We start from the raw sequence: 19,856 nt of genomic DNA, 5'->3' as shown, positions 1-19,856 counted from the left end.
AAACAAAGACGTTAAGCATCTAAATCTTCGTGAATGGGATTGCCCATCTTGTGGAATACATCACGATAGAGATATTAACGCAGGACAAAATATTAAAAATGAAGCGATAAGACTTCTAACCGTAGGGACTGCGGGGTTAGCCTACTAAATATCTGTTCGATAGAACGGAGTTCGTAGGAATCCCCCACTTCAAACAACCCGTAAGGTGTTAAGTGGGGGTAGTTCAATCAACCGGTCTTATTATAGCATGAAAATATAAGGTATCGTATAGCCATTACAATGTGTGTTATAATGAAAAAAGTTTTGTGAGTTTAAGAGCGAAGCGATAAATTTAGCTGCGAGGAGGTAACACATCTGCTTACTAGATGTGAAAAACATGAGTCATTTAAAATCAACTTTGGCGAAAATGAACACTATTGATACATTTTCACCATACTTTTTTTTACCGTTTATTTTAGTACTGTATTTCTTTACAAGTTTATTTGATTTTCATCGATTTGAATTGTTTAACATTTCATATTCCATTTGGCCCGCTGTTATTACAGCGTTAGTCTTCTATTATATAGGAGTTTATATTGTCGATAAAAAGGGGTGGACGTTCCCTACATTCGGCTTAGCAGCCCTTGGCAAATATGTCGTACATTTTATCGTAGCGCTAATGACCATTGGTATTATTGCTTATGCTTTAATGATTATGCAAAGTGGTTTAGGCATCTCGGATGAGTCAGTGCGACGTAACTTAAATCCGAAGCTAATGTTCTTTAGTCACTTATTATGGTATGGTGCCTTACTTTTGCTTTCTTACCGCATGGTAAAAGAGAAAAGTATGACGTGGAAAAAGGCCATTATGTATGCGGCAGCATTTGCTGTAATTATGTTCTTATTCTTATTAATGGGATATCGTACACCGTTAATTTTAATGTTGTTTACGGGGATTATTGTTTTCCACTATACAGTGCAACGTATTAAGTTATCGTGGTTTATTAGCTTTTTATTAATCGTTGGTATTTTGTTCTCAATGTTTGGTTTCTTACGCGTCGTAACTGAAGATACAACGAAAGAATTTAATAACCGCGATCAACCTGATATTAGTGAAATGGAAGAAGAAGAAAAAGAAAAATTATTAACAGTAGAGCAACAAGTAAATCTGACACCAAAATGGGTACGTGGATTAAATGGAGAGAGTGTTACAGGCCATATCGTACTAAGTAAAATTATTGAGTATACGGATAAAGAAGGTTACTTAGGTGGTGAAATACATGCAGGTGTATTTAGTACCGTTTTACCAGGAGAGCAAATTTCGCCGCGTATGAAAGTAACTGAAGTAGTCAACTCATTAAGCGTAGAGGATGGTAAATTTATTACGCGTCCTAACCGTACAACAACGCCAACGTTTATCGGTCAACTGTTTTTAGACGGCGGCTATTTATTAGTAGCGATTGGTTTCTTATTGTACGGTACTATTGTGTCGCTTGTGTACAATAAAGTGAAGCAGGGTGGCACGCATACTTTCCATACGGTAGCGTACGCTTTCGTTATTACGATGTTTACGGTATCGATGCACACCGGATTGCTTGATTTGATATTTGTCTTAATGTTGGGCTTTGTTATTTTGGCATCCGCCATCATTAAAACACCTAACCCATCACGCATACAATTTGGTATGCGAAAATAATAAAGTCGTTAGCTATTACACCCGTAGTAGCTAACGACTTTTTTGTTGTTATTTTGTTGTAGGCACAATACGTACATTTGCTTTTGGTACGTAAGCGCGAGAAGAGTGGTATTGGTCTGATAATATTTCGTACCAGTCGGCAATATTATCACTCGTAATGGCAACAGGCATACCCGCACGCTTATGCGTAAATAACGGCGTATTGTTATAAAGTGTTGCTACAGTACGAATTGGCACCGCTGACGTTGTAAAGCCGATAGTATACGGTTGATTAGCATCTTTAAAGCCCATAGTTTTATCAGCGCGGTAATAATGTCCGGCAATTTTAGCGCCCCAAAACGGGTCAGATGCATACTTCATATTAAAGCCGACTGCTTTAGAGCCGACAACGCCACCATTCGCATAAGGGCCAGTAGGCGTTAAATAATTAGGTTGTAAAAACTTGTTAACTAGTTCATCAATATTAGCTTTGATAGAATCAAATTTTTTGTTTAATGGGTTGGTATCATACACATATAAGCCAAATAAGTTGTTTAACTCTTGCGCATGTTTACTCATACCATAAGCGCTTTCGTGTTGAGCAAGCGATAAAATTAATAAGGCGTTAATTTGGTATCTTTGTTCAATTTCTTTCAGTGTTGAACCTAGACCGATTAACTTACTGCGCTGCGCAATATCTTGACGTTGTACACCGTTTACCCAAATGCCGCCGTTTGCATCAAGCGAACGCAATTGCTTCATAATATACTCATCTAGCTCTGCCGCTGTGTAATTCGTTTGGGTGCGAGCAGGTAAGAATTGATAGTAATTGTACGCTTCTTGAGAAGTACCGTTGCCTGTGAAGTGCATGCCATTCCAGCTATAGTATTTTTGTCCTGGTTGCATAAAGCTCGGTGCTTTACCGATTGTGTAAGATGCGTAAAATTGGTTGGCTGAGTGTTTGTATAAATAATGAACGAGTTCACCATTAACATTTGCATAGTATGCGCGACCTTTAGCGAGTGAGAAAGGAATAAGTGTAAGGTCATTTAAACTCACTGTACCAAGTTGCCCTGAAAGACGAACTTTAGCGTTAACACCGTCGCTGCTTAAAAATTCAAGCTCGGTATTTTCGGCAACAGCTAATTGATCATTAATCGTTTCTGAACGGTACGCGATATATTTGTTCGTAACAGCGAAACCTGATTTCATTTCAATGATTTTATTATTTACCGTTACGACTTCATTTGGCGATGCCATCGCTGCACGGGCCGCGGTTAATGTCGGGTAGCTAGCACGCGTAATAAGTTGACCATGCTGAACTTCCTTGACGACGTATTTACCTGTCGTAGCAGGTGGTGTTGGCTGTGGTGCTGGCTTCTCGGTTGGTTTTACTTCCGATACTTTTAAATCAGGGTCGATTACTTTCATCGTACGTACGACAAACGTTGCAGCTTGTGCAACTGTTGCGTGATTGTGCGGTAAAAAGAAACCTTGTTTACCTTGAATGATGTCATAGTGAGCACCGACAGCTACGGCTTCTTGGTACTCAGGTAAAATAGCGGCGTTATCTTTAAAAGGTAGCGCTGTAGTTGTCGCTTGAATGTCTTTATACGCTAACATACGGTTGAGCATTACAGCCATATGAACGCGAGAAATAGGGTCATTCGGTTTAAATGTGCCGTTTGTGTAACCTGTTACAATGCCAGCTTCTACAGCTTTGCGAATGTCGATGTAAGCAGGGTCATTAATCGCAACATCTGAAAATGTTACAGGACTTTCTTTTTCGAGCTTTAAACTTTTTGTAATAAATGATGCGAACTGTGCACGTGTCACTGAAGCTGTCGTGTCCGCAGATGATGTTAGGGCATTAATACCGATTAAGTAATTAATTCCTTCTGTGTGAGAATTGACAGTAGCGGCTTTAACGTTGCTACTAATCGACCAAAAGCTGAGTAATAAGACGAATGCGAAGAAGTAATTACTAAATTTCTTCAAGCAAAACCCTCCCAAGTTTTATGATTACTCTAATAGTAACATACGATTTAACGTGAATGACACATTGCAATGTGAATATAAACAAATTGCCATAATTGTAATATAGCAATTGCAAGTAGAGTTTGATAGTGTAAATAGTAGTGAGGAAAAGAAAGGATGAACAACAAGTAAATGAATAAGTTTTCGAAACTATTGTCCGTTGTTGCAAGTGCGTTTGTGCTCGCTAGCCCGATTAGCGCAAGTGCCTTTCAGTCTACCGAAAAAGAATATCCTCTTGCAGAAGATATTCAATATAAACAATACAAATATTACGATAATGGGCAACAATATATTAATCATATTGCTGTCGACGTTACACCGGGTAAAACAGAAGTGCAGCTTGGTCTACCTACGCGTGCCAATGCTAAGGAAACGACAACTTCTTTGGCGATGCGCAACTCGCAAGAAGGCAACCGTGTAGCTGGCGCTATTAATGCTGGCTTTTTTAATATGGCAGAAGGTTTTCCGCTATTTTTACTCGCCTATAAAAATACGATCGTTAACGGCGGTGTTGTATCTAAGGGCTCTGATGAGTATTTAAATGTGCCGACAGCTTTTGGTATTGATAAGTCGGGTAAAGGTCTCATTGATTTCTTTGATTTTAAAGTGCGCTTAACGAGCGGTGGTATCACAAATGAAATTACAGGGATGAACCGCCAGCGTAATATTTATGAATCGATTATTTATACCCCGCAGTTTTATAAAAGTTATACCGATACAAATGAATACGGCTTTGAAATTGTAGTCGATACCGGCAAAGAAATTACTTCGAATTATTTCGGTCAAACGCTAACAGGTAAGGTTACACAAATTAAGGAATACGGCTCTAAACAACGCTTAACTATTCCACGTACAGGTTTTGTAGTGTCGCTACAAGGCTCTGACTGGTTTAATAAGTATAAACATATTAAAGTTGGCGATGAAATGACAGCTAACTTCCAAATTGATCCGAAGTGGCAAGGCGCAGATTATATTATCGCGAGTGGGCCGATGCTTGTACGCGATAACAAACCTTATGTCATGATGAGTGCTTCGAGTGCACGCGCGCGTGAGTTAGCACCGCGTACGGTCGTAGCAACAAGCAATGGTGGTAAAAAGGTTCACTTAATTACGATTGATGGTCGCCAGTGGCATAGTCGCGGCATGAATATGACACAGCTTGCTAATTACTTAGTGAAGCTCGGTATGGAGTCTGCGATTAATTTAGACGGCGGGGGCTCTACAACGATGGGGGTACGTGACCGTTTATCATATGACAACCGCATTACTGTAGCGAACTTACCTTCAAACGCAAACAATGCACAACGTCAAGTATCAACGATTTTACAAGCTGTCTCAAAAGAGCCAACAGGAGTAGCGAATAAAGCGTGGATGGAAATCGAAAAAGACATGCCGCTTGTAGTAGGTACACACGCTTCAATTGCGGTAAGCGCAGTATTTGATAAAAACTATAATCGCTTACCACATCAAAATGCGATTACACTTTCTTCGCAAAACGATACATTAGCGATTAATGGTACAAATTATACTGCAACCCAAGCAGGTGACGATCGCATTTTTGTGTACCATAATGGCACACAAATTAATTCATTCCCCGTTAAAACGCTAGCAGGTCCAACAACGATGAGTGTCACACCAGCAGCGGTCACATTAAATGAGGGGCAACAAATTAAATTTGATGTCGTCAATGTGTTAGGTGACAACGGTCAAAAAATTGCCTATGATCCACAGCAAATTGAATGGTCTACAACGGGTAATATCGGAGGTGTAGCAGGCAATGGTACGTTCACTGCACGTACACCAGGTGCGACGGGTCAAGTAATTGCGAAGCTAGGCAATAAAGAAGTAAGCGCAAATGTAACGATTAAAAAAGCAGGGCTCTTTACAGATGTGCCAGCAGGCTATACGTACGAAAAAGAATTAAGTTATTTAACGCAACATAAAATTATAAATGGTTACGATGATGGGAGCTTCCGTCCAAACAACTCATTAAGCCGAGAACATGCGGCTTTAATATTAGCTAAAGTCTTAGAGTTAGATACAGCGGCTATTCAAAATCCTAATTTTACTGATGTACCTAAAACTCATCTCTATTATAAAGAAATTGCAGCGCTCGCTAACGCAGGTATTATTTCAGGCACAAATGGCAAGTTTAATCCAAAAGGTACGTTAACACGTGCACAAATGGCAAAAATGATTAGCATCGGTTTTAATTTAACTGACGGTGCAACAAAAACATTTAACGATGTTGCCGACGATGCATGGTATTATGAGTATGTACAAAAAATGGCAGCGCACGATATTACAACGGGCTATGCCGATGGTTCATTTAAACCGTTAACGCCAATAACACGTATGCATTTCGGGTTATTCGTGTACAAGGCAATCCACATAGGAAAATAATTTAACAGCTGCCTTTGTTCCTAAAGGCAGCTGTTCTTAGGTATGGTATAATCAACCTTAATTAAAATAAAAGGATGTAGTGGAATGAGAATAGGTATTGTAGGCAACTACGGCAATGATAACAACGGTGACGAGTCTATTCTATATAGCATCATCCAACAGGTAAAAGAAGTGTTTCCTGTTAATAACGAAGACATCACGGTGTTTAGTAACAATACGCAGCAAACATCCGAGCGCTATGGTGTTCAAAGTTATCCGCTATATTATAGAAAGAATAAATTGTATAAAACATTTATTCACACGTATAAAAATAATAAACGTTATGTGTCGCAGTTTGATTTGCTAATTATCGGGGGCGGCGGTATATTAATGGACTTTTATCGCAGAGAAGCCCATTTATACGGTGCCTACGCTATGATGGCGAAAAATAGTAACGTTCCTTATATCGTTTACGGTTGTGGCGCGGGTCCGCTCGATACATTTATAGGGCGCACCATTATTAAGGTAATGTGTCGCTACGCCGCTAATATTTCGGTACGTGATCCGGAATCTAAGGAACTGCTACAAAAAATTGGCGTCAAAAAAGATGTAGAGGTAATTGGTGACCCTGCTTTTACGCTAAAGCAAGAACGCGAAAACTATGCGAAAGTGCCGCGTAAAATAGGGATTTCTGCTGTGCCTTATTACAACGCCAATTATTGGCCAGAAGGAAATATCGAAAAATATGATGTTTACACGACGAGTATGGCAAAAAATATCGATGCTTTACTGGAAGTGCACGATGTAGACATTACTTTTTTTGCGACAAAATACCCACAAGATGTTACGGTAACAAAAGACATTCAAAAAAAGATGCGTTATAAAGAGCGCGTCTCTATTTTAGATGAAAATTTATACCCAGAGCGCTTACTCGAAGTCGTGGGGGAGCAGGACGTCGTTATCGGTACGCGCCTGCACTCATTAATTTTGGCAACAGATGCTGAAACCCCCGTGCTTGCGATTTCGTATCATGTAAAAGTACGTGACTTTATGTCGCTCGTTAACGCATCCCATCGTTGTTTATCAATGGAAGACATTGCGCGCGATGACGGCATTGTCGCTCGGCGCATTGGCGAAATGTTTGCGAACTGGGATGAGTTAATTGTAGAAACAAAACAAATTGCTAATCATATTCACAGCGAAGCCATGAAGGGGAAACAATTAATGAAAGAGGCGGTGAAGGAGCTATGAAGAAAATTTTAGTCATTAGCAATATGTATCCGACCGACAATCATTTATCCTTTGGCATTTTTGTGAAAAATCAAGTCGATGCCTTGCAGCAAGCTGGTTTTGATGTAGTGACAGCGGTTAATGATAATCCGGCAACGGGCAAAAAAAATGTCCTGAAAAAATATACGAAGTGGGGACTGCACGCATTAAAGCAAGGCTTTACTCATCGCAAAACAATCGATGTCGCACATGCCCATTACGTCTTTCCATCCGGTATGCTTGCCTTAATTAATAAACGTTTATTCGGTACACCGTATGTCGTTACAGCACATGGTGGCGATATTGAGCGCATGGCACGTAAAAGTTCGCGCTTATTTAGTTGGACGGAAACAATTTTAGCGGCGAGTGAACATGTTATTGCAGTAGGCCCTGTCTTAGCAGAACAAATCGAACAAGATTTTGCGGTACCTAAGGACAAAATATCGGTCATTAGCATGGGCGTAAATCGCGAAGTATTTAACTTTGCACCAAAAGTACAAAAGACAGAAGAACAGCCTTTCCGCTACTTATTTATCGGCAATGTCATTGAGCAAAAAGGTGTGGAAGAACTGGTGCAAGCTTTTCAAATGGTAAAAACAAAAAGTGAACGACCAGTGGAGCTAACGATTATTGGCGCGCGCCGTGATGAGGATTTTTATAAGCGTTTAAAACCATTTATCGACGAAAGTGTAAGCTTTATTGATCCATTACCACAAACAGAACTCGTAAAGTGGCTTCATAAGAGTGACGTTTTTGTACTACCGTCACATCTTGAAGGTTTCGGGCTCGTCGCATTAGAAGCATTGGCAACAGGTACACCTGTCATTGCGAGTGAAGTGGGGGGGCTCGTCTCGCTACTTGGTTACGGGGCAGGTCATTTAGTGCCACCGCAAAATGCTACGGCATTAGCGCAGGAGATGAAGCGTGCACTGCATGTACCTTTTGAAGACTATTACAACACATCGGCTGTACAAGATGTGCTAACGCTCCATGACGAAAAAAATATCGTAACGCGCTTGCAGCAAATTTATGAGGCTGCCGCTAAAGGCGGTCGACACCAATGAATAAATTTTTCAAAATTGTAGGTGCGGTCGCTGTCATTAATATCGTCGCACGTATTTTTGGTTTCTTGCGTGAGATGGTGATCGGTTTCCAATATGGTTCGAGTAACTATTCGGATAGTATATTTACAGCTTATACGATTCCTAACTTTTTATATTTAGCCGTAGGTGGCGCGTTTACAACCGCCGTTATATCCATCTATAACCGCGAAACGACAGACCGAGCCTTGTTCGTAAAACAGTCGTTTACAATCGTCTTAATTACGACGACCATTTTAACCGCGGTCATGATGTTCTTCACAGATTCATTACTTCAACTGTTTTACCAAGGTAAAAAAGAAATGGAAGGCGAGCTACTTACCTTAACAGAGCATCTCTTTTATTGGATGATGCCATCTTCTGTATTACTGGTACTTTCTTCTTGGTATAGTGGTTTACTCAACGTAAACGACAAATTTCATTTATCTAGCTTTGCGATTTTAGTTTATAATGCGAGTTTCTTAATTATTGCGGTGGCACTTTCTTACGTAGTAGGCCCTGTAGGTTACGGTATGAGTGCTTTATTTAGTGCAGGCATTATGGTGTTCTTTTTAATTATTGGCTACCGCCGATTAAACACCCATCCTGTAGGCATCTCATTTAAGCATACGCTATCGACAAAACAGCTCTGGTTAATGGTACTACCGATGATTATCGGTGGGGCAACCATTCAATTATATGCGTTATTACAACGTTTATTTGCGACAGCCTTATCCGACGGAGCGATTTCTGCCGTTAACTATGCTTCACGTTTAATGCAGTTTCCGCAAGCGATTTTAATTACTGCAGTTACGACAGTTATCTACCCGATTTTAAGTCGTAAAGAAGCCGAAAAAGATATTAGTGGTATTCGTACACTGTACTCTAAAGGCTTACATTATTTATTATTGTTGTTATTACCAGTTACGGTGTTTTCGTACTTCTATGCCGAAAACCTCGTGCAAGTGGTGTTTGAATACGGTAACTTTGATAAAGGTTCTACCGCATTAACCGCACCGATTTTAGCGATTTTTGTATTGGCGATGTACTTCCTCGCAGCGAATATGTATATTACGCGCTTTTATTATGCGAAGGGCGACTCCATTGCGCCAGTCGTATTTAGTATCGTAAACGTGCTCGGCATTAACATTTTAATTATGATGTTATTTGTGGAGAAATACGGGCCAAGTGCTATCGCATGGGGCACGCTCGTCAGTGCAATCGTCAACTACTTAATGCTCATTGTTTATGCGTACTTTAAATACGGACTGAAATTTGGGCTCTTTAATAAAGAGTCGAGCTATTACCGCGCATGGCCACCGTTTATTATTATTACGCTCATTGTTTATTTAGCGAGTGAGTTTTTAGTATTTGATTATAAATGGGTAACTTTTGTCGTCGGTGTACTCGTATTCTTCGTTACGGTATTTGTGACGTATTGGGTATTTGGTATTGAGGAGTTTAAAGAGTTTATCCGTAAATTTACGCGCAAGTTTAAAAAAGCATAACGACAAAAAAGGTGCTGTCCACTGAGGGCAGCACCTTTTCATTTAATAAAAAGCACGCCCTATCAATAGAGCGTGCTTTGCGATTACTTATTAAAAATACGAACCATATTGAGAAGCGGGCGATAGTTTTTGCCAGCCAGCCCAATAATTTCGACAAATAACTCAATGGTAATTAAAATTACCGTAATGAGTAAAATCGCACCCCATACTTTAGCCATTGAGAAAATAATAGCAGCGACACCAAACATCGCAGCGATACCGTAAATTAGTACGACCGTTTGACGATGAGAGAAGCCCATGTTAAGCAAGCAGTGGTGTAAATGCGACTTATCAGGATCCGACCATTTTTGCTTCATGCGTAAACGACGTACGATGGCAAAAAATGTGTCCGAGATTGGCACACCTAACATAATGATTGGAATGATAAACGATACCATCGTAATACTCTTAAAGCCGAGTAACGATAATACAGCAATCATAAAACCTAAAAATAATGCCCCTGTATCACCCATAAAGATGGATGCGGGATGGAAGTTGTAAAATAAAAAGCCTAAGCATGCAGCGGCTAAAATGGCTGCAGTAGCCATTACGAATACGTTGCCCATAATGAAAGCCATGGCAGCTAATGTCATTAACGCAATTGTAGAAACACCTGCGGCAAGACCGTCAAGTCCGTCAATTAAGTTAATCGCATTTGTAATACCGATAATCCATAATAATGTAAATGGAATACTTAGAAAACCAAAGTCTAATGTGCCTTGAAATGGTAAGTTAATAAATTCAACTTGAATGCCACCTACAAAGATTACAATAAGTGCTGCGGCAAACTGGCCGATTAATTTTGCCTTTGCTGAAATTTCGTACATATCATCGAGTATACCCGTAATGACGATAATCGTTGCGCCTAATAAAATAGCGAGACTGTATTTACTTTGCGGTTGATAAACAGCAAAGCCAATCACAAACGCTAAAAATACAGCAAGTCCGCCTAGGCGAGGCATAATGCGCGAGTGTACTTTACGATAGTTAGGGGCATCAACAGCTCCTATACGAAAAGCCAGGCGCTTTACTACTGGTGTTAATAAAATTGAAGCGATAAACGCTACAACTAAAGACAAGTAACCCAAGGGGGATCCTCCTCAAAAAATAATGTGCATGCCAATCTACAATGTATTATAGCACGCGTCAAATTTTTTTTGTAGTAATTTCCTATAGTATAGCTTAGCATAGGCAATCCGCACAAAATTTGTTAAAATGAAGAGTGCCTATTGTAACATAGGTCAATGTTAAAGGAGCGTAAGATGCATGTTCTCATTTTTTAAACGAAACAAAGAGCAGACGAGCCGCAAAGAGTTAAAGCGTTACTATAAAATCGTAGAGCAAATTAACGCGATTGAAAAAAACTATGTGGACTTAACTGATGAAGAATTAAAAGCACTGACACCTGTTTTTAAAGAGCGCCTTGAAAATGGGGAGTCAATTACTACAGTAATCCCAGAAGCTTTCGCAGTGGTGCGCGAAGCTTCGAAGCGCGTACTAGGCATGCGCCATTTCGACGTGCAATTAATCGGTGGTTTAGTATTAACAGAAGGTAATATCGCAGAAATGCCAACGGGGGAAGGTAAAACGCTCGTGGCGTCACTGCCTTCGTATGTACGTGCCCTTGAAGGTAAAGGTGTGCACGTCATTACCGTCAATGATTATTTAGCAACGCGTGACTATGAGCAAATCGGTCAAATTCACCGCTTCCTAGGTTTAACAGTAGGATTAAACGTGCCAATGATGGAAGCAGAAGATAAGCGCCGCGCATACAATGCGGATATTACGTACGGTGTAGGTACGGAGTTTGGCTTTGACTACTTGCGTGATAATATGGCGCATAGCATTGCTGAGCGCGTGCAACGTCCGTATCACTTTGCGATTATTGATGAGGTAGATAGCGTACTTATTGACGAAGCAAAAACGCCGTTAATTATCGCAGGTAAAATGATGGCTAATGAAGAGCTTCATAAAATCGCTGCAATGCTTGCGAAGCGTTTTAAACGCGATGAGCATTATGATTTTGATGAGGAGACAAAAGCTACCTCATTAACAGATGCAGGTATTGAGATGGTAGAAGCGGCATTTGGTATCGATAATTTATACGATTTAGATCACCAAACGCTTTATCACTACGTTATTCAAGCAGTGCGTGCCCACGTAATGTTTGAGCTAGACGTCGACTATATCGTCAAAGAAGATAAGGTAGAACTTGTCGATATGTTTACAGGACGTATTTTAGAAGGACGCTCATTGTCAGATGGCTTACACCAAGCAATCGAGGCAAAAGAAGGCGTAACGATTACGGAAGAAAATAAATCGCAGGCGCAAATTACGATTCAAAACTACTTCCGTATGTACCCTATGTTATCAGGTATGACAGGTACAGCTAAAACGCAAGCGAAAGAAATTCAAGAAGTATATGGTATGGACGTTATTCAAATCCCGACAAACCGTCCGCGTCAACGTATTGACCAACCAGATATTGTGTTTGAAACAAAAAAAGAAAAATACCTTTATGTGGCAGAGCAAGTAAAAGAGCGCCACGCCAAAGGGCAGCCTGTATTAGTCGGTACTACTTCGATTTTACAATCCGAAGAAGTCGCGAAGCATTTAAAAGAAGCAGGGCTAAAATTCCAGTTGCTTAACGCTAAAACGGTAGAGCAAGAAGTGGAGTTAATTTCTGAGGCGGGTCAAGTAGGTCGTATTACGGTCGCAACCAATATGGCGGGGCGTGGTACGGACATTCAACTAGCTGAAGAAGTGCATGGCCTTGGTGGTTTATTTGTAGTCGGTACCGAAAAACACGAAAGCCGACGCGTCGATAATCAATTGCGTGGTCGCTCAGGGCGTCAAGGTGACGTCGGGGAGAGCCGCTTTATTTTATCGCTTGAAGACGATATGTTCCGCCGCTATGCCGGTGAGGAAGTCGAAAAGTTTAAAGAAAAAATGACAAAAGATGAGCGCGGTATTATTCAAGGTAAAGAGGTACAAGAGCTGATTGACCGTACGCAACGTATCGTAGAAGGTTCGCAGTATAGCATGCGCGAGTACAACTTAAAACTTGATGATGTCATCAATGACCAACGTACCGTAATTTACGGTTTACGCGATAGCATTTTACAAGGCGATGACGTCATTCATCACTTGCAAAAAATGCTGGACGAAACAGTGGACTTTGCGATTCACGAATATGCTTCAGATGAACTAGAGAGCGTTGATTGGAACTTTGACGCGATGGAAAGCTCATTAAACAGCTTATTTTTACAACCGATCGCCTTTAACCGCGAAGAAAATAAAGTGAATCGTCTCGTAGCAGCGGCTAAACCGTATACGGAAGAACTACAGGCGAAAATCGAGCAGTTTGCGAACGATGCACGCGTCACAGAAATCATTCCAAACGTCATGCTTTCGCACATCGATGTCGCATGGGTAAAACATTTAGAAGCGATGGCTCATTTAAAAGAAGGTATCGGTTTACGCCATTACCAACAAGAAGATCCGATGCGTATTTACCAACGCGAAGGTCTCGAATTATTCGGTCGTCATTTCCAAGAATTACGCCGCAACATTATTATTGAAATCGTTGGCTTTATGAAAACGATTGAAGCGCGTGATTTACAACTTGAGGAGGAACAAAACTAATGGGTATTTTTGATTTTTTATTTAAAAAGACAGATACAGTGAAAAACGAAAACACAATTGATTCGACAGAGCTACTAAAAGGTAAAAAGTCGGCGTCATCTAAAAAAGAAGTAAAGACAGCGTTATCGCTCCACCCAGATTGGGAAGTACCGCAGGAGCAACAATACATCTTTAATTTCTTAGCGAATGATTTAGCGCCACTACAACCTAACCAGCTGTCATTATCAACGATTAGCATGGAAGAAAAAGACGGAGACTGGTTCGTGCGTGCGTTCTTCCGCTCTTCACTCGACCATGCGATTGAGCTTGGTGAAATTGAGCTTTATATTTTAGATAAAGACGGCGAACTTTTAGCATCAAAACGCTTTGACTTTAGCGCATTAGGCGTAATTCCTGCAGAAAGTGCACGCCCTTGGGTGTTCACATTCGAAAAAGGTACGCAGAAACAAGCGTTAGATGGCGTACCAGAAGAAGGCTGGCGCATTGCGTTTAACTTAGTATTTTTACGCGGCCACCAATTAGATTTAGATCCATCATGGGAAAAACAACTAACTGCTGCACAAAAAGAGCATTTAGAAAACATCGTTAAAGGACTGCCAGAATTAAAAGACGCGGAGATTAACTTCACAGGCTTACAAATTCAACAAACGGATGAAGGCGCACTCAATGCGACTGTATTAATCCGTAATGGTCACCATAAGGCAGTTAATCTTGAGCAATTACCGCTTGAAATTTACGATGCTAACAGCAACCGTGTAGCGCATGGCTCATTTAAAATGGACCCACCTATTACAGTAGAGCCAAACACAACGAAGCCGTGGACGTTTATTTTCCCAGCGAGCTTAGTGGAAAAAGAAGAGCTAGATTTATCACGCTGGTCGGCACGTGTAGCACGTCAATCATAAAACAAAAAGGGTACTGGAAAATTTTCCAGTACCCTTTGTTTTATTCATGGGTGTTAGTTTCAAGTTCTGTTGATGTTGTAACAGGTAAGCCGAGGTGTTTACGCAACTTCTCACTAATGAGTTGGCGTGATGTTTCGTCAACGATATAGTAGTAGCCTTCAGGTAAGTTTTCGTCTTCACCTTCAAGCGTTAGCGTATCAATTTGTGGCATACCTTTTGATAAGTAGTACAGGAATGATTTAATTTCAGAGAAAGTTAAATCCGTTTTCATATTGCTGCCGACAGCGCGCATGACATCGTCGTATTTGAGCACAGACTCCATAGAAGCGGCCTTTTTAACGATGGCTTGTACGAGTTCTTGTTGGCGTTTGCCGCGGTCAACGTCGGTATCTTGTTTACGCGTACGTGCAAAGGCTAATGCTTCGCTACCGTTAAGCGTTTGTTTACCTGGCATTAAATGCACAGCGGTACGGTCAAACTCATCTTTTTCTAATAATTCATAAGGTACTGTTGCCTCAACGCCGTCTAGCGCGTTAACGACGTCAATAAAAGCGTTAAAGTTCATGCGTACATAATAATCGACCGGTACGTCAAATAATTCTTCGACGGTTTCGATCGTACTTATTGCGCCGCCTAATGAGTGCGAGTGCGTAATTTTATCTTGATAGCCAGCTGCTGGAATATAGACGTAAGCGTCACGCGGTATGCTTACGAGCTTTACCGTTTTTGATTTATTGTTAAGCGTTGCTAACATCAGCGCATCCGAGCGCGAAGCATCAGCGCCTTGCTGGCGAACTTCGCTATCATCCACACCAATTAATAAAATAGAAAGATTATCTTTTAAAGGTTGTACTTTGCCGTCACGTTTGCTGGAGTTTTCGCGTCCGTCGATTTTTTCGTGTGCTTGGTTTACCGCAAACTCAGCTTGCTTCGTTAAGTACACACCGTAAATCGCTGCACATAATAATAAAATCGTACTAATGACGAGAACGGACTTCAGTATTGTAGTAAGGCGCGTGCTTTTGCGCTGCTTTTTATTGGTCATGGAAAATTCTCCTTCATGAAAATGGCATACACTAAATTATACTATGTGCGCCAACAATGAACAATTACAATTATGTTAGGTTAGCGGAAACTCGACAAATTCGATTTCTTCAAACACTGTTAAGGCTTGACCGTTCGTCAGTTCTGTTATCCAGTCGGCAAATGTGTCCTTTTCTTCCTCTGTTGTTGCGACAATTAATTCTACATTTTCGGCATAGACGATGTCGCGCAGTGTGTAAGTGGAGTTTCTAATTTCGTTTTCTAATTTGCCTAGCCACGTATAGTCAGCTGTTACGCGAACGATGCGATGTTTGCGACGGGCGACGACACCGGCAGCTTTAATGCCTTCAGTCGTTGCTTTACCGTAGGCGCGAATTAAACCGCCGCTACCGAGTTTAATGCCCCCGAAGTAGCGGGTAACGACAACGACAACGTCTTTGAGCCCTTGTTTTTTTAGCACTTCTAGCATTGGTACGCCCGCCGTTCCGCTCGGTTCACCGTCATCATTTGCCTTTTGGATCGTGTCGTGCTCGCCAATTAAATAGGCGGAGCAGTTATGTGTGGCTTGATAATGCTTTTTTTTAATGTTATTAATAAAATCAAGCGCCTGTTGTTCTGTTTCAACACGATCGATAAACGTTAAAAATCGTGATTTTGAAATAATAATTTCACTTTCACCGTAACCTGTAACGGTTTCGTAGTTTGCACGCATGGGTAAAACCACTCCTTCGTAATTTGTAGTAAACTCTTAATCGTTTTGCAATATTTTTTTTGGTATATAAATGATATAATCAATTTAGGTATGAAAAGCGATAGGTATGACAGAATTGGAGACTGAGACTATGCAATCAAAAGACAATATTGATATTGCCGCAATTGACCTCGTATTCAATCGTATGGTTGAGACAATCACGAGTTCAAAAGACGATATTTTCATTATAAGCGAAAAGAGCAGACAAAGCTTCGAAGAAATGCAAGTAGAGCTCGCTATCGTGAAAGAAAAAATCAAAGAAGCGATAGAGAAGAGTGATAATCTAGAACGAAATACCCAATTAGCGAAGCAACGTCTAGTATTTGTCAGTAAGTCTTTTGATAAGTACTCAGACAACCAAATTCGCGAAGCATATGAGTTTACGCAACAGCTGCAAGTTGATTTAGCAATTAGTTTAAATGAAGAACGTCAGCTGCGTGATAAACGCGACGACCTAGAGCGCCGCCTACGTTCGTTATCCGATACGATCGAACGTGCGGACCATATCGTCAATCAAGTGAATGTCGTATTAAATTATTTAGTGTCGGATTTAAAAAATGTGGGGCAAGCGTTAGAGCAAGCTAAATTAAAGCAAGACTTTAGCATGCGTATTATTGCCGCACAAGAAGACGAACGTAAACGTTTATCGCGTGAAATTCATGACGGACCCGCACAAATGATGGCACATGTGTTAATGCGCTCCGATTTAATTGAGCGCGTCTATCGCGATAAGGGCATTGAACAAGCATTAAAAGAACTACAAGAATTAAAAAGCAATGTGAGAAATGCCCTATCAGAAGTGCGCAGAATCATTTATGACCTAAGACCAATGGCTTTAGATGACCTGGGCGTCGTGCCAACGCTAAAGAAGTACCTGTCAACGGTCGAAGAGTATAATAGTGGTGTAACGATTCACTTTCAATCGATAGGTGCCGACCGACGCCTATCACCAGATATCGAAGTCTCGTTGTTTCGTTTAGTTCAAGAAGGGGTAAACAATGCTATCAAGCATGCAAAGCCGACTGAAATTTGGGTTAAAATGGAATGGCGCAAAAACGATGTCAATGTCATCGTTAAAGATAACGGTATTGGATTTAATAAAGATAACATGGCGAAAGGGCAATCCTTTGGCATTATCGGTATGCAAGAACGTCTCGAATTAATGCAAGGTACAATGAAGATAGCAAGCGAGTTACATAAAGGTTCAACTTTTTTGTTTCAAGTACCATATGAAATCGAAGGCGAAATCGTAGAGTGAACTTAAGGGGGAGCAACTTATGACAAAGATCGTAATTATTGACGATCACCAACTATTCCGTGAAGGTGTAAAACGAATTTTAGATTTCGAAGCATCGTTTGACGTCATCGCAGAGGGCAGTGACGGTACAGAGGCATTAGCGCTGTACGAAACGCATCAACCTGATGTAATTTTAATGGACATTAACATGCCAGAGAAAAACGGTGTTGATGCCACTGCAGAATTAATCGAAGCGCACCCAGAAGCGCGTGTTATTATTTTATCGATTCATGACGACGAGTCATACGTAACACACGCATTAAAATCAGGTGCACTTGGCTATATGTTAAAAGAAATGGACGCTGACGAAATTGTCAATGCCATTAAAGTCGTATCAGAGGGTGGTTCTTACTTACATCCAAAAGTAACGAAAAACTTAGTAGCAGAATTCCGTCGCTTAAGCGAACACGAAAATAAAGGTAACTTCCATCAAACAGACATTCGTCGCCCGTATCATTTGCTAACGAAGCGCGAGTGTGAGGTTTTACAATTATTAACAGACGGTCAAAGTAACCGTACGATTGGTGAAACACTGTTCATTTCAGAAAAGACCGTGAAAAACCACGTATCGAGCATTTTACAAAAGATGGCGGTAAGCGACCGTACACAAGCGGTAGTGACAGCGATTAAAAATGGCTGGGTAGAAGTACGCTAATCTAAAGAAAGCTGTAGCATATTGTCCACTAGGGCAGTGCGCTACAGCTTTTTTGCGTAGACGGCAACTAAATTTAGGTAAAAACGTCAATTAACAAGAGATGTTTCACTACCACTTTTGGTGGTTTGTGCTACAATATTTCGCGGGAGGTTAGTGTAATGAAAAAAGGGTTTTTAGCACTGATTTGTGTCATGGCCATTGTGCTAGCGGCATGTAGTAATAAAGAACAAGAGACAAAAGAGGAAGATGGTGTAGGCTTTGAGCTAACGGGCGATACGATTGAGGAAGCGGCGAACGTACCCGCTGACAAAAAGCAAGAGATCATCGCAAGCTTTGAAGAATACATTAACGCTTTTAATGATAAGGATTTAACGCGTTACTTAGCGACGCTATCTAAAAATACAAAAAGCTTTGATTACAACGAACAAGAAGAGAGTGTGCAGCTAGAGTTTGAGCAATTTGACACAACGCGCACAGTAGATACGGTAACAATCGTTAAATATAAAGAAAAAGAAGCGCAAGTATTTGCGAATGTTGGCATCGCACGTACCGAAAAAGCGAGCGGACAATCCGTAGAAGTGCAAGGGCGTCAAGTGACGGTGCTCGTACCTGAGGACGACACGTGGAAAGTATCAAGCATTTACTTCATCGCCGATACAGCACCGCACGAGCAATAAGCGGTTCACAAGCTTCGCATTATGCGGTAAAATAGCAGTAATGAGGTGAATAACAGTGAAGACGGCAATCGTAACAGATAGTACCGCTTACTTATCTGAGGAGGAGCAAGCAAGGTACGACATCAACATCATCCCACTGGCAGTAAATATCGCAGGCGAAGTATGTGACGAGACAGACATAACAGCAACTTCATTTTATGATAAAGTTCGCAATACAAAAGATTTCCCTAAAACGACACAACCCGCAATTGGTCGTTTTGTGGCGCTTTTCGAACAGCTTAAAGCGCAAGGCTATGACGAGGTCATTTCCGTCCATTTATCGAGTGGCATTAGCGGCACTTACCAAGGTGCGATTCAAGCAGGTGCTATGGTAGACGGCATTACCGTACATGCTTTTGACAGTGAGATTTCCTGTGCTGTGCAAGGCTTTTATGTACTGCGAGCGGCAGAGCTAGCAGCGCAAGGGCTTGAGGGCACAAAAATTATCGCAACGCTTGAAGCGATGCGCCCGAGCGTAGATGCCTACTTTATCGTCGATGATTTAGCGCATTTACAGCGTGGTGGACGCTTATCAGCAGCTGCTGCTTTAATCGGTGGTCTACTGCAAGTTAAACCGGTGCTCCATTTTGTCGATAAGGTTATCGTACCTTTCGAAAAAATACGCACGCGTAAAAAAGCGATGAAACGCGCAGAAGATATGCTAGCAGAAGCCGTAAAGGCAGGCATAACAGATGTGGCGGTCATCCAAGCAAATTGTGAGGAAGAAGCCGAAAAATGGCGCGCCTCACTACAAGCGCTGTACCCGCAGCTGACGTTTAAACTAAGTTATTTTGGTCCTGTGATTGGCACGCACTTAGGTGAAGGTGCGATCGGCATGGGCTGGGCAAATATGAAAGCTTCTACGAATTAATCGT

Annotated in this window: 16 protein-coding genes; 12 read left to right on the top strand and 4 right to left on the bottom strand. The window is 41.1% G+C overall.

Going from position 1 to position 19,856, the window contains the following annotated elements; genetic code table 11:
- Both DDE80_RS09105 and DDE80_RS09100 read left to right on the top strand, forming a co-directional pair.
- The coding region (locus DDE80_RS09105; protein WP_153060886.1) for a zinc ribbon domain-containing protein at positions 1-148 on the top strand (148 nt) is incomplete at its 5' end.
- Between the two features lie 228 nt (positions 149-376).
- Positions 377-1,675: an oligosaccharide repeat unit polymerase gene (locus DDE80_RS09100; protein WP_108307350.1), complete on the top strand. Its 1,299-nt coding sequence runs from the start codon at positions 377-379 to the stop codon at positions 1,673-1,675.
- Between the two features lie 48 nt (positions 1,676-1,723).
- Here the strand turns inward: DDE80_RS09100 and DDE80_RS09095 are convergent, their stop codons facing one another.
- Positions 1,724-3,652, bottom strand: coding sequence for an S-layer homology domain-containing protein (locus tag DDE80_RS09095; RefSeq protein WP_161952305.1), 1,929 nt, complete (start codon positions 3,650-3,652; stop codon positions 1,724-1,726).
- Positions 3,653-3,823: 171 nt separating this feature from the next.
- On the opposite strand from DDE80_RS09095, the gene DDE80_RS09090 reads away from it, so the two are divergent.
- From DDE80_RS09090 to murJ, 4 genes are all read left to right on the top strand, one after another.
- Positions 3,824-6,094: an S-layer homology domain-containing protein gene (locus tag DDE80_RS09090; RefSeq protein ID WP_108307348.1), complete on the top strand. Its 2,271-nt coding sequence runs from the start codon at positions 3,824-3,826 to the stop codon at positions 6,092-6,094.
- 84 nt (positions 6,095-6,178) lie between these two features.
- On the top strand, positions 6,179-7,324 hold the full coding sequence (locus tag DDE80_RS09085; protein WP_108307347.1) for a polysaccharide pyruvyl transferase family protein: 1,146 nt from the start codon (positions 6,179-6,181) through the stop codon (positions 7,322-7,324).
- Complete coding sequence (locus tag DDE80_RS09080) at positions 7,321-8,406, top strand: glycosyltransferase (RefSeq protein ID WP_108307346.1); 1,086 nt, start codon at positions 7,321-7,323, stop codon at positions 8,404-8,406. The genes DDE80_RS09085 and DDE80_RS09080 overlap by 4 nt, the downstream gene beginning before the upstream one ends.
- Positions 8,403-9,929: a murein biosynthesis integral membrane protein MurJ gene (gene murJ, locus DDE80_RS09075; protein ID WP_108307345.1), complete on the top strand. Its 1,527-nt coding sequence runs from the start codon at positions 8,403-8,405 to the stop codon at positions 9,927-9,929. Before DDE80_RS09080 ends, murJ begins: the two co-directional genes overlap by 4 nt.
- Positions 9,930-10,012: 83 nt before the next feature.
- Here the strand turns inward: murJ and DDE80_RS09070 are convergent, their stop codons facing one another.
- Entirely contained in the window at positions 10,013-11,056 is a 1,044-nt protein-coding gene (locus DDE80_RS09070; RefSeq protein ID WP_108307344.1) for a glycosyltransferase family 4 protein, read from the bottom strand.
- Between the two features lie 178 nt (positions 11,057-11,234).
- Between DDE80_RS09070 and secA2 the strand changes: the two genes are divergently transcribed.
- Both secA2 and DDE80_RS09060 read left to right on the top strand, forming a co-directional pair.
- Entirely contained in the window at positions 11,235-13,613 is a 2,379-nt protein-coding gene (gene secA2 / locus DDE80_RS09065) for an accessory Sec system translocase SecA2 (RefSeq protein ID WP_108307343.1), read from the top strand.
- Positions 13,613-14,518, top strand: a complete 906-nt coding sequence (locus DDE80_RS09060; protein ID WP_108307342.1) for an accessory Sec system S-layer assembly protein — start codon at positions 13,613-13,615, stop codon at positions 14,516-14,518. The genes secA2 and DDE80_RS09060 overlap by 1 nt, the downstream gene beginning before the upstream one ends.
- Before the next feature lie 40 nt (positions 14,519-14,558).
- On the opposite strand, the gene DDE80_RS09055 is transcribed toward DDE80_RS09060, so the two are convergent.
- Positions 14,559-15,563 (bottom strand): LCP family protein, encoded by a 1,005-nt coding sequence (locus tag DDE80_RS09055; protein WP_108307341.1) that lies wholly within the window; start codon positions 15,561-15,563, stop codon positions 14,559-14,561.
- A 75-nt stretch (positions 15,564-15,638) separates the two neighbouring features.
- Positions 15,639-16,274 carry a YigZ family protein gene (locus DDE80_RS09050; protein ID WP_108307340.1) on the bottom strand — a complete coding sequence of 212 codons (636 nt, stop codon included), beginning with the start codon at positions 16,272-16,274 and terminating at the stop codon, positions 15,639-15,641.
- A 130-nt stretch (positions 16,275-16,404) separates the two neighbouring features.
- Between DDE80_RS09050 and DDE80_RS09045 the strand changes: the two genes are divergently transcribed.
- The 4 genes from DDE80_RS09045 (at position 16,405) to DDE80_RS09030 (ending at position 19,852) form a co-directional block, all read left to right on the top strand.
- Positions 16,405-17,571 carry a sensor histidine kinase gene (locus DDE80_RS09045; protein ID WP_108307339.1) on the top strand — a complete coding sequence of 389 codons (1,167 nt, stop codon included), beginning with the start codon at positions 16,405-16,407 and terminating at the stop codon, positions 17,569-17,571.
- Between the two features lie 19 nt (positions 17,572-17,590).
- Positions 17,591-18,265 (top strand): response regulator, encoded by a 675-nt coding sequence (locus tag DDE80_RS09040; protein WP_108307338.1) that lies wholly within the window; start codon positions 17,591-17,593, stop codon positions 18,263-18,265.
- Between the two features lie 158 nt (positions 18,266-18,423).
- Positions 18,424-18,942 (top strand): nuclear transport factor 2 family protein, encoded by a 519-nt coding sequence (locus tag DDE80_RS09035; protein ID WP_108307337.1) that lies wholly within the window; start codon positions 18,424-18,426, stop codon positions 18,940-18,942.
- 55 nt (positions 18,943-18,997) lie between these two features.
- Positions 18,998-19,852 (top strand): DegV family protein, encoded by an 855-nt coding sequence (locus DDE80_RS09030; RefSeq protein WP_108307336.1) that lies wholly within the window; start codon positions 18,998-19,000, stop codon positions 19,850-19,852.
- Positions 19,853-19,856 lie beyond the last annotated feature (4 nt).

It is taken from the genome of Metalysinibacillus jejuensis, from assembly GCF_003057615.1.
Taxonomy (GTDB): domain Bacteria; phylum Bacillota; class Bacilli; order Bacillales_A; family Planococcaceae; genus Metalysinibacillus; species Metalysinibacillus jejuensis.
Note: the sequence above shows the minus strand (reverse complement) of the source record. Positions and strands in the feature narration are given on the sequence as shown.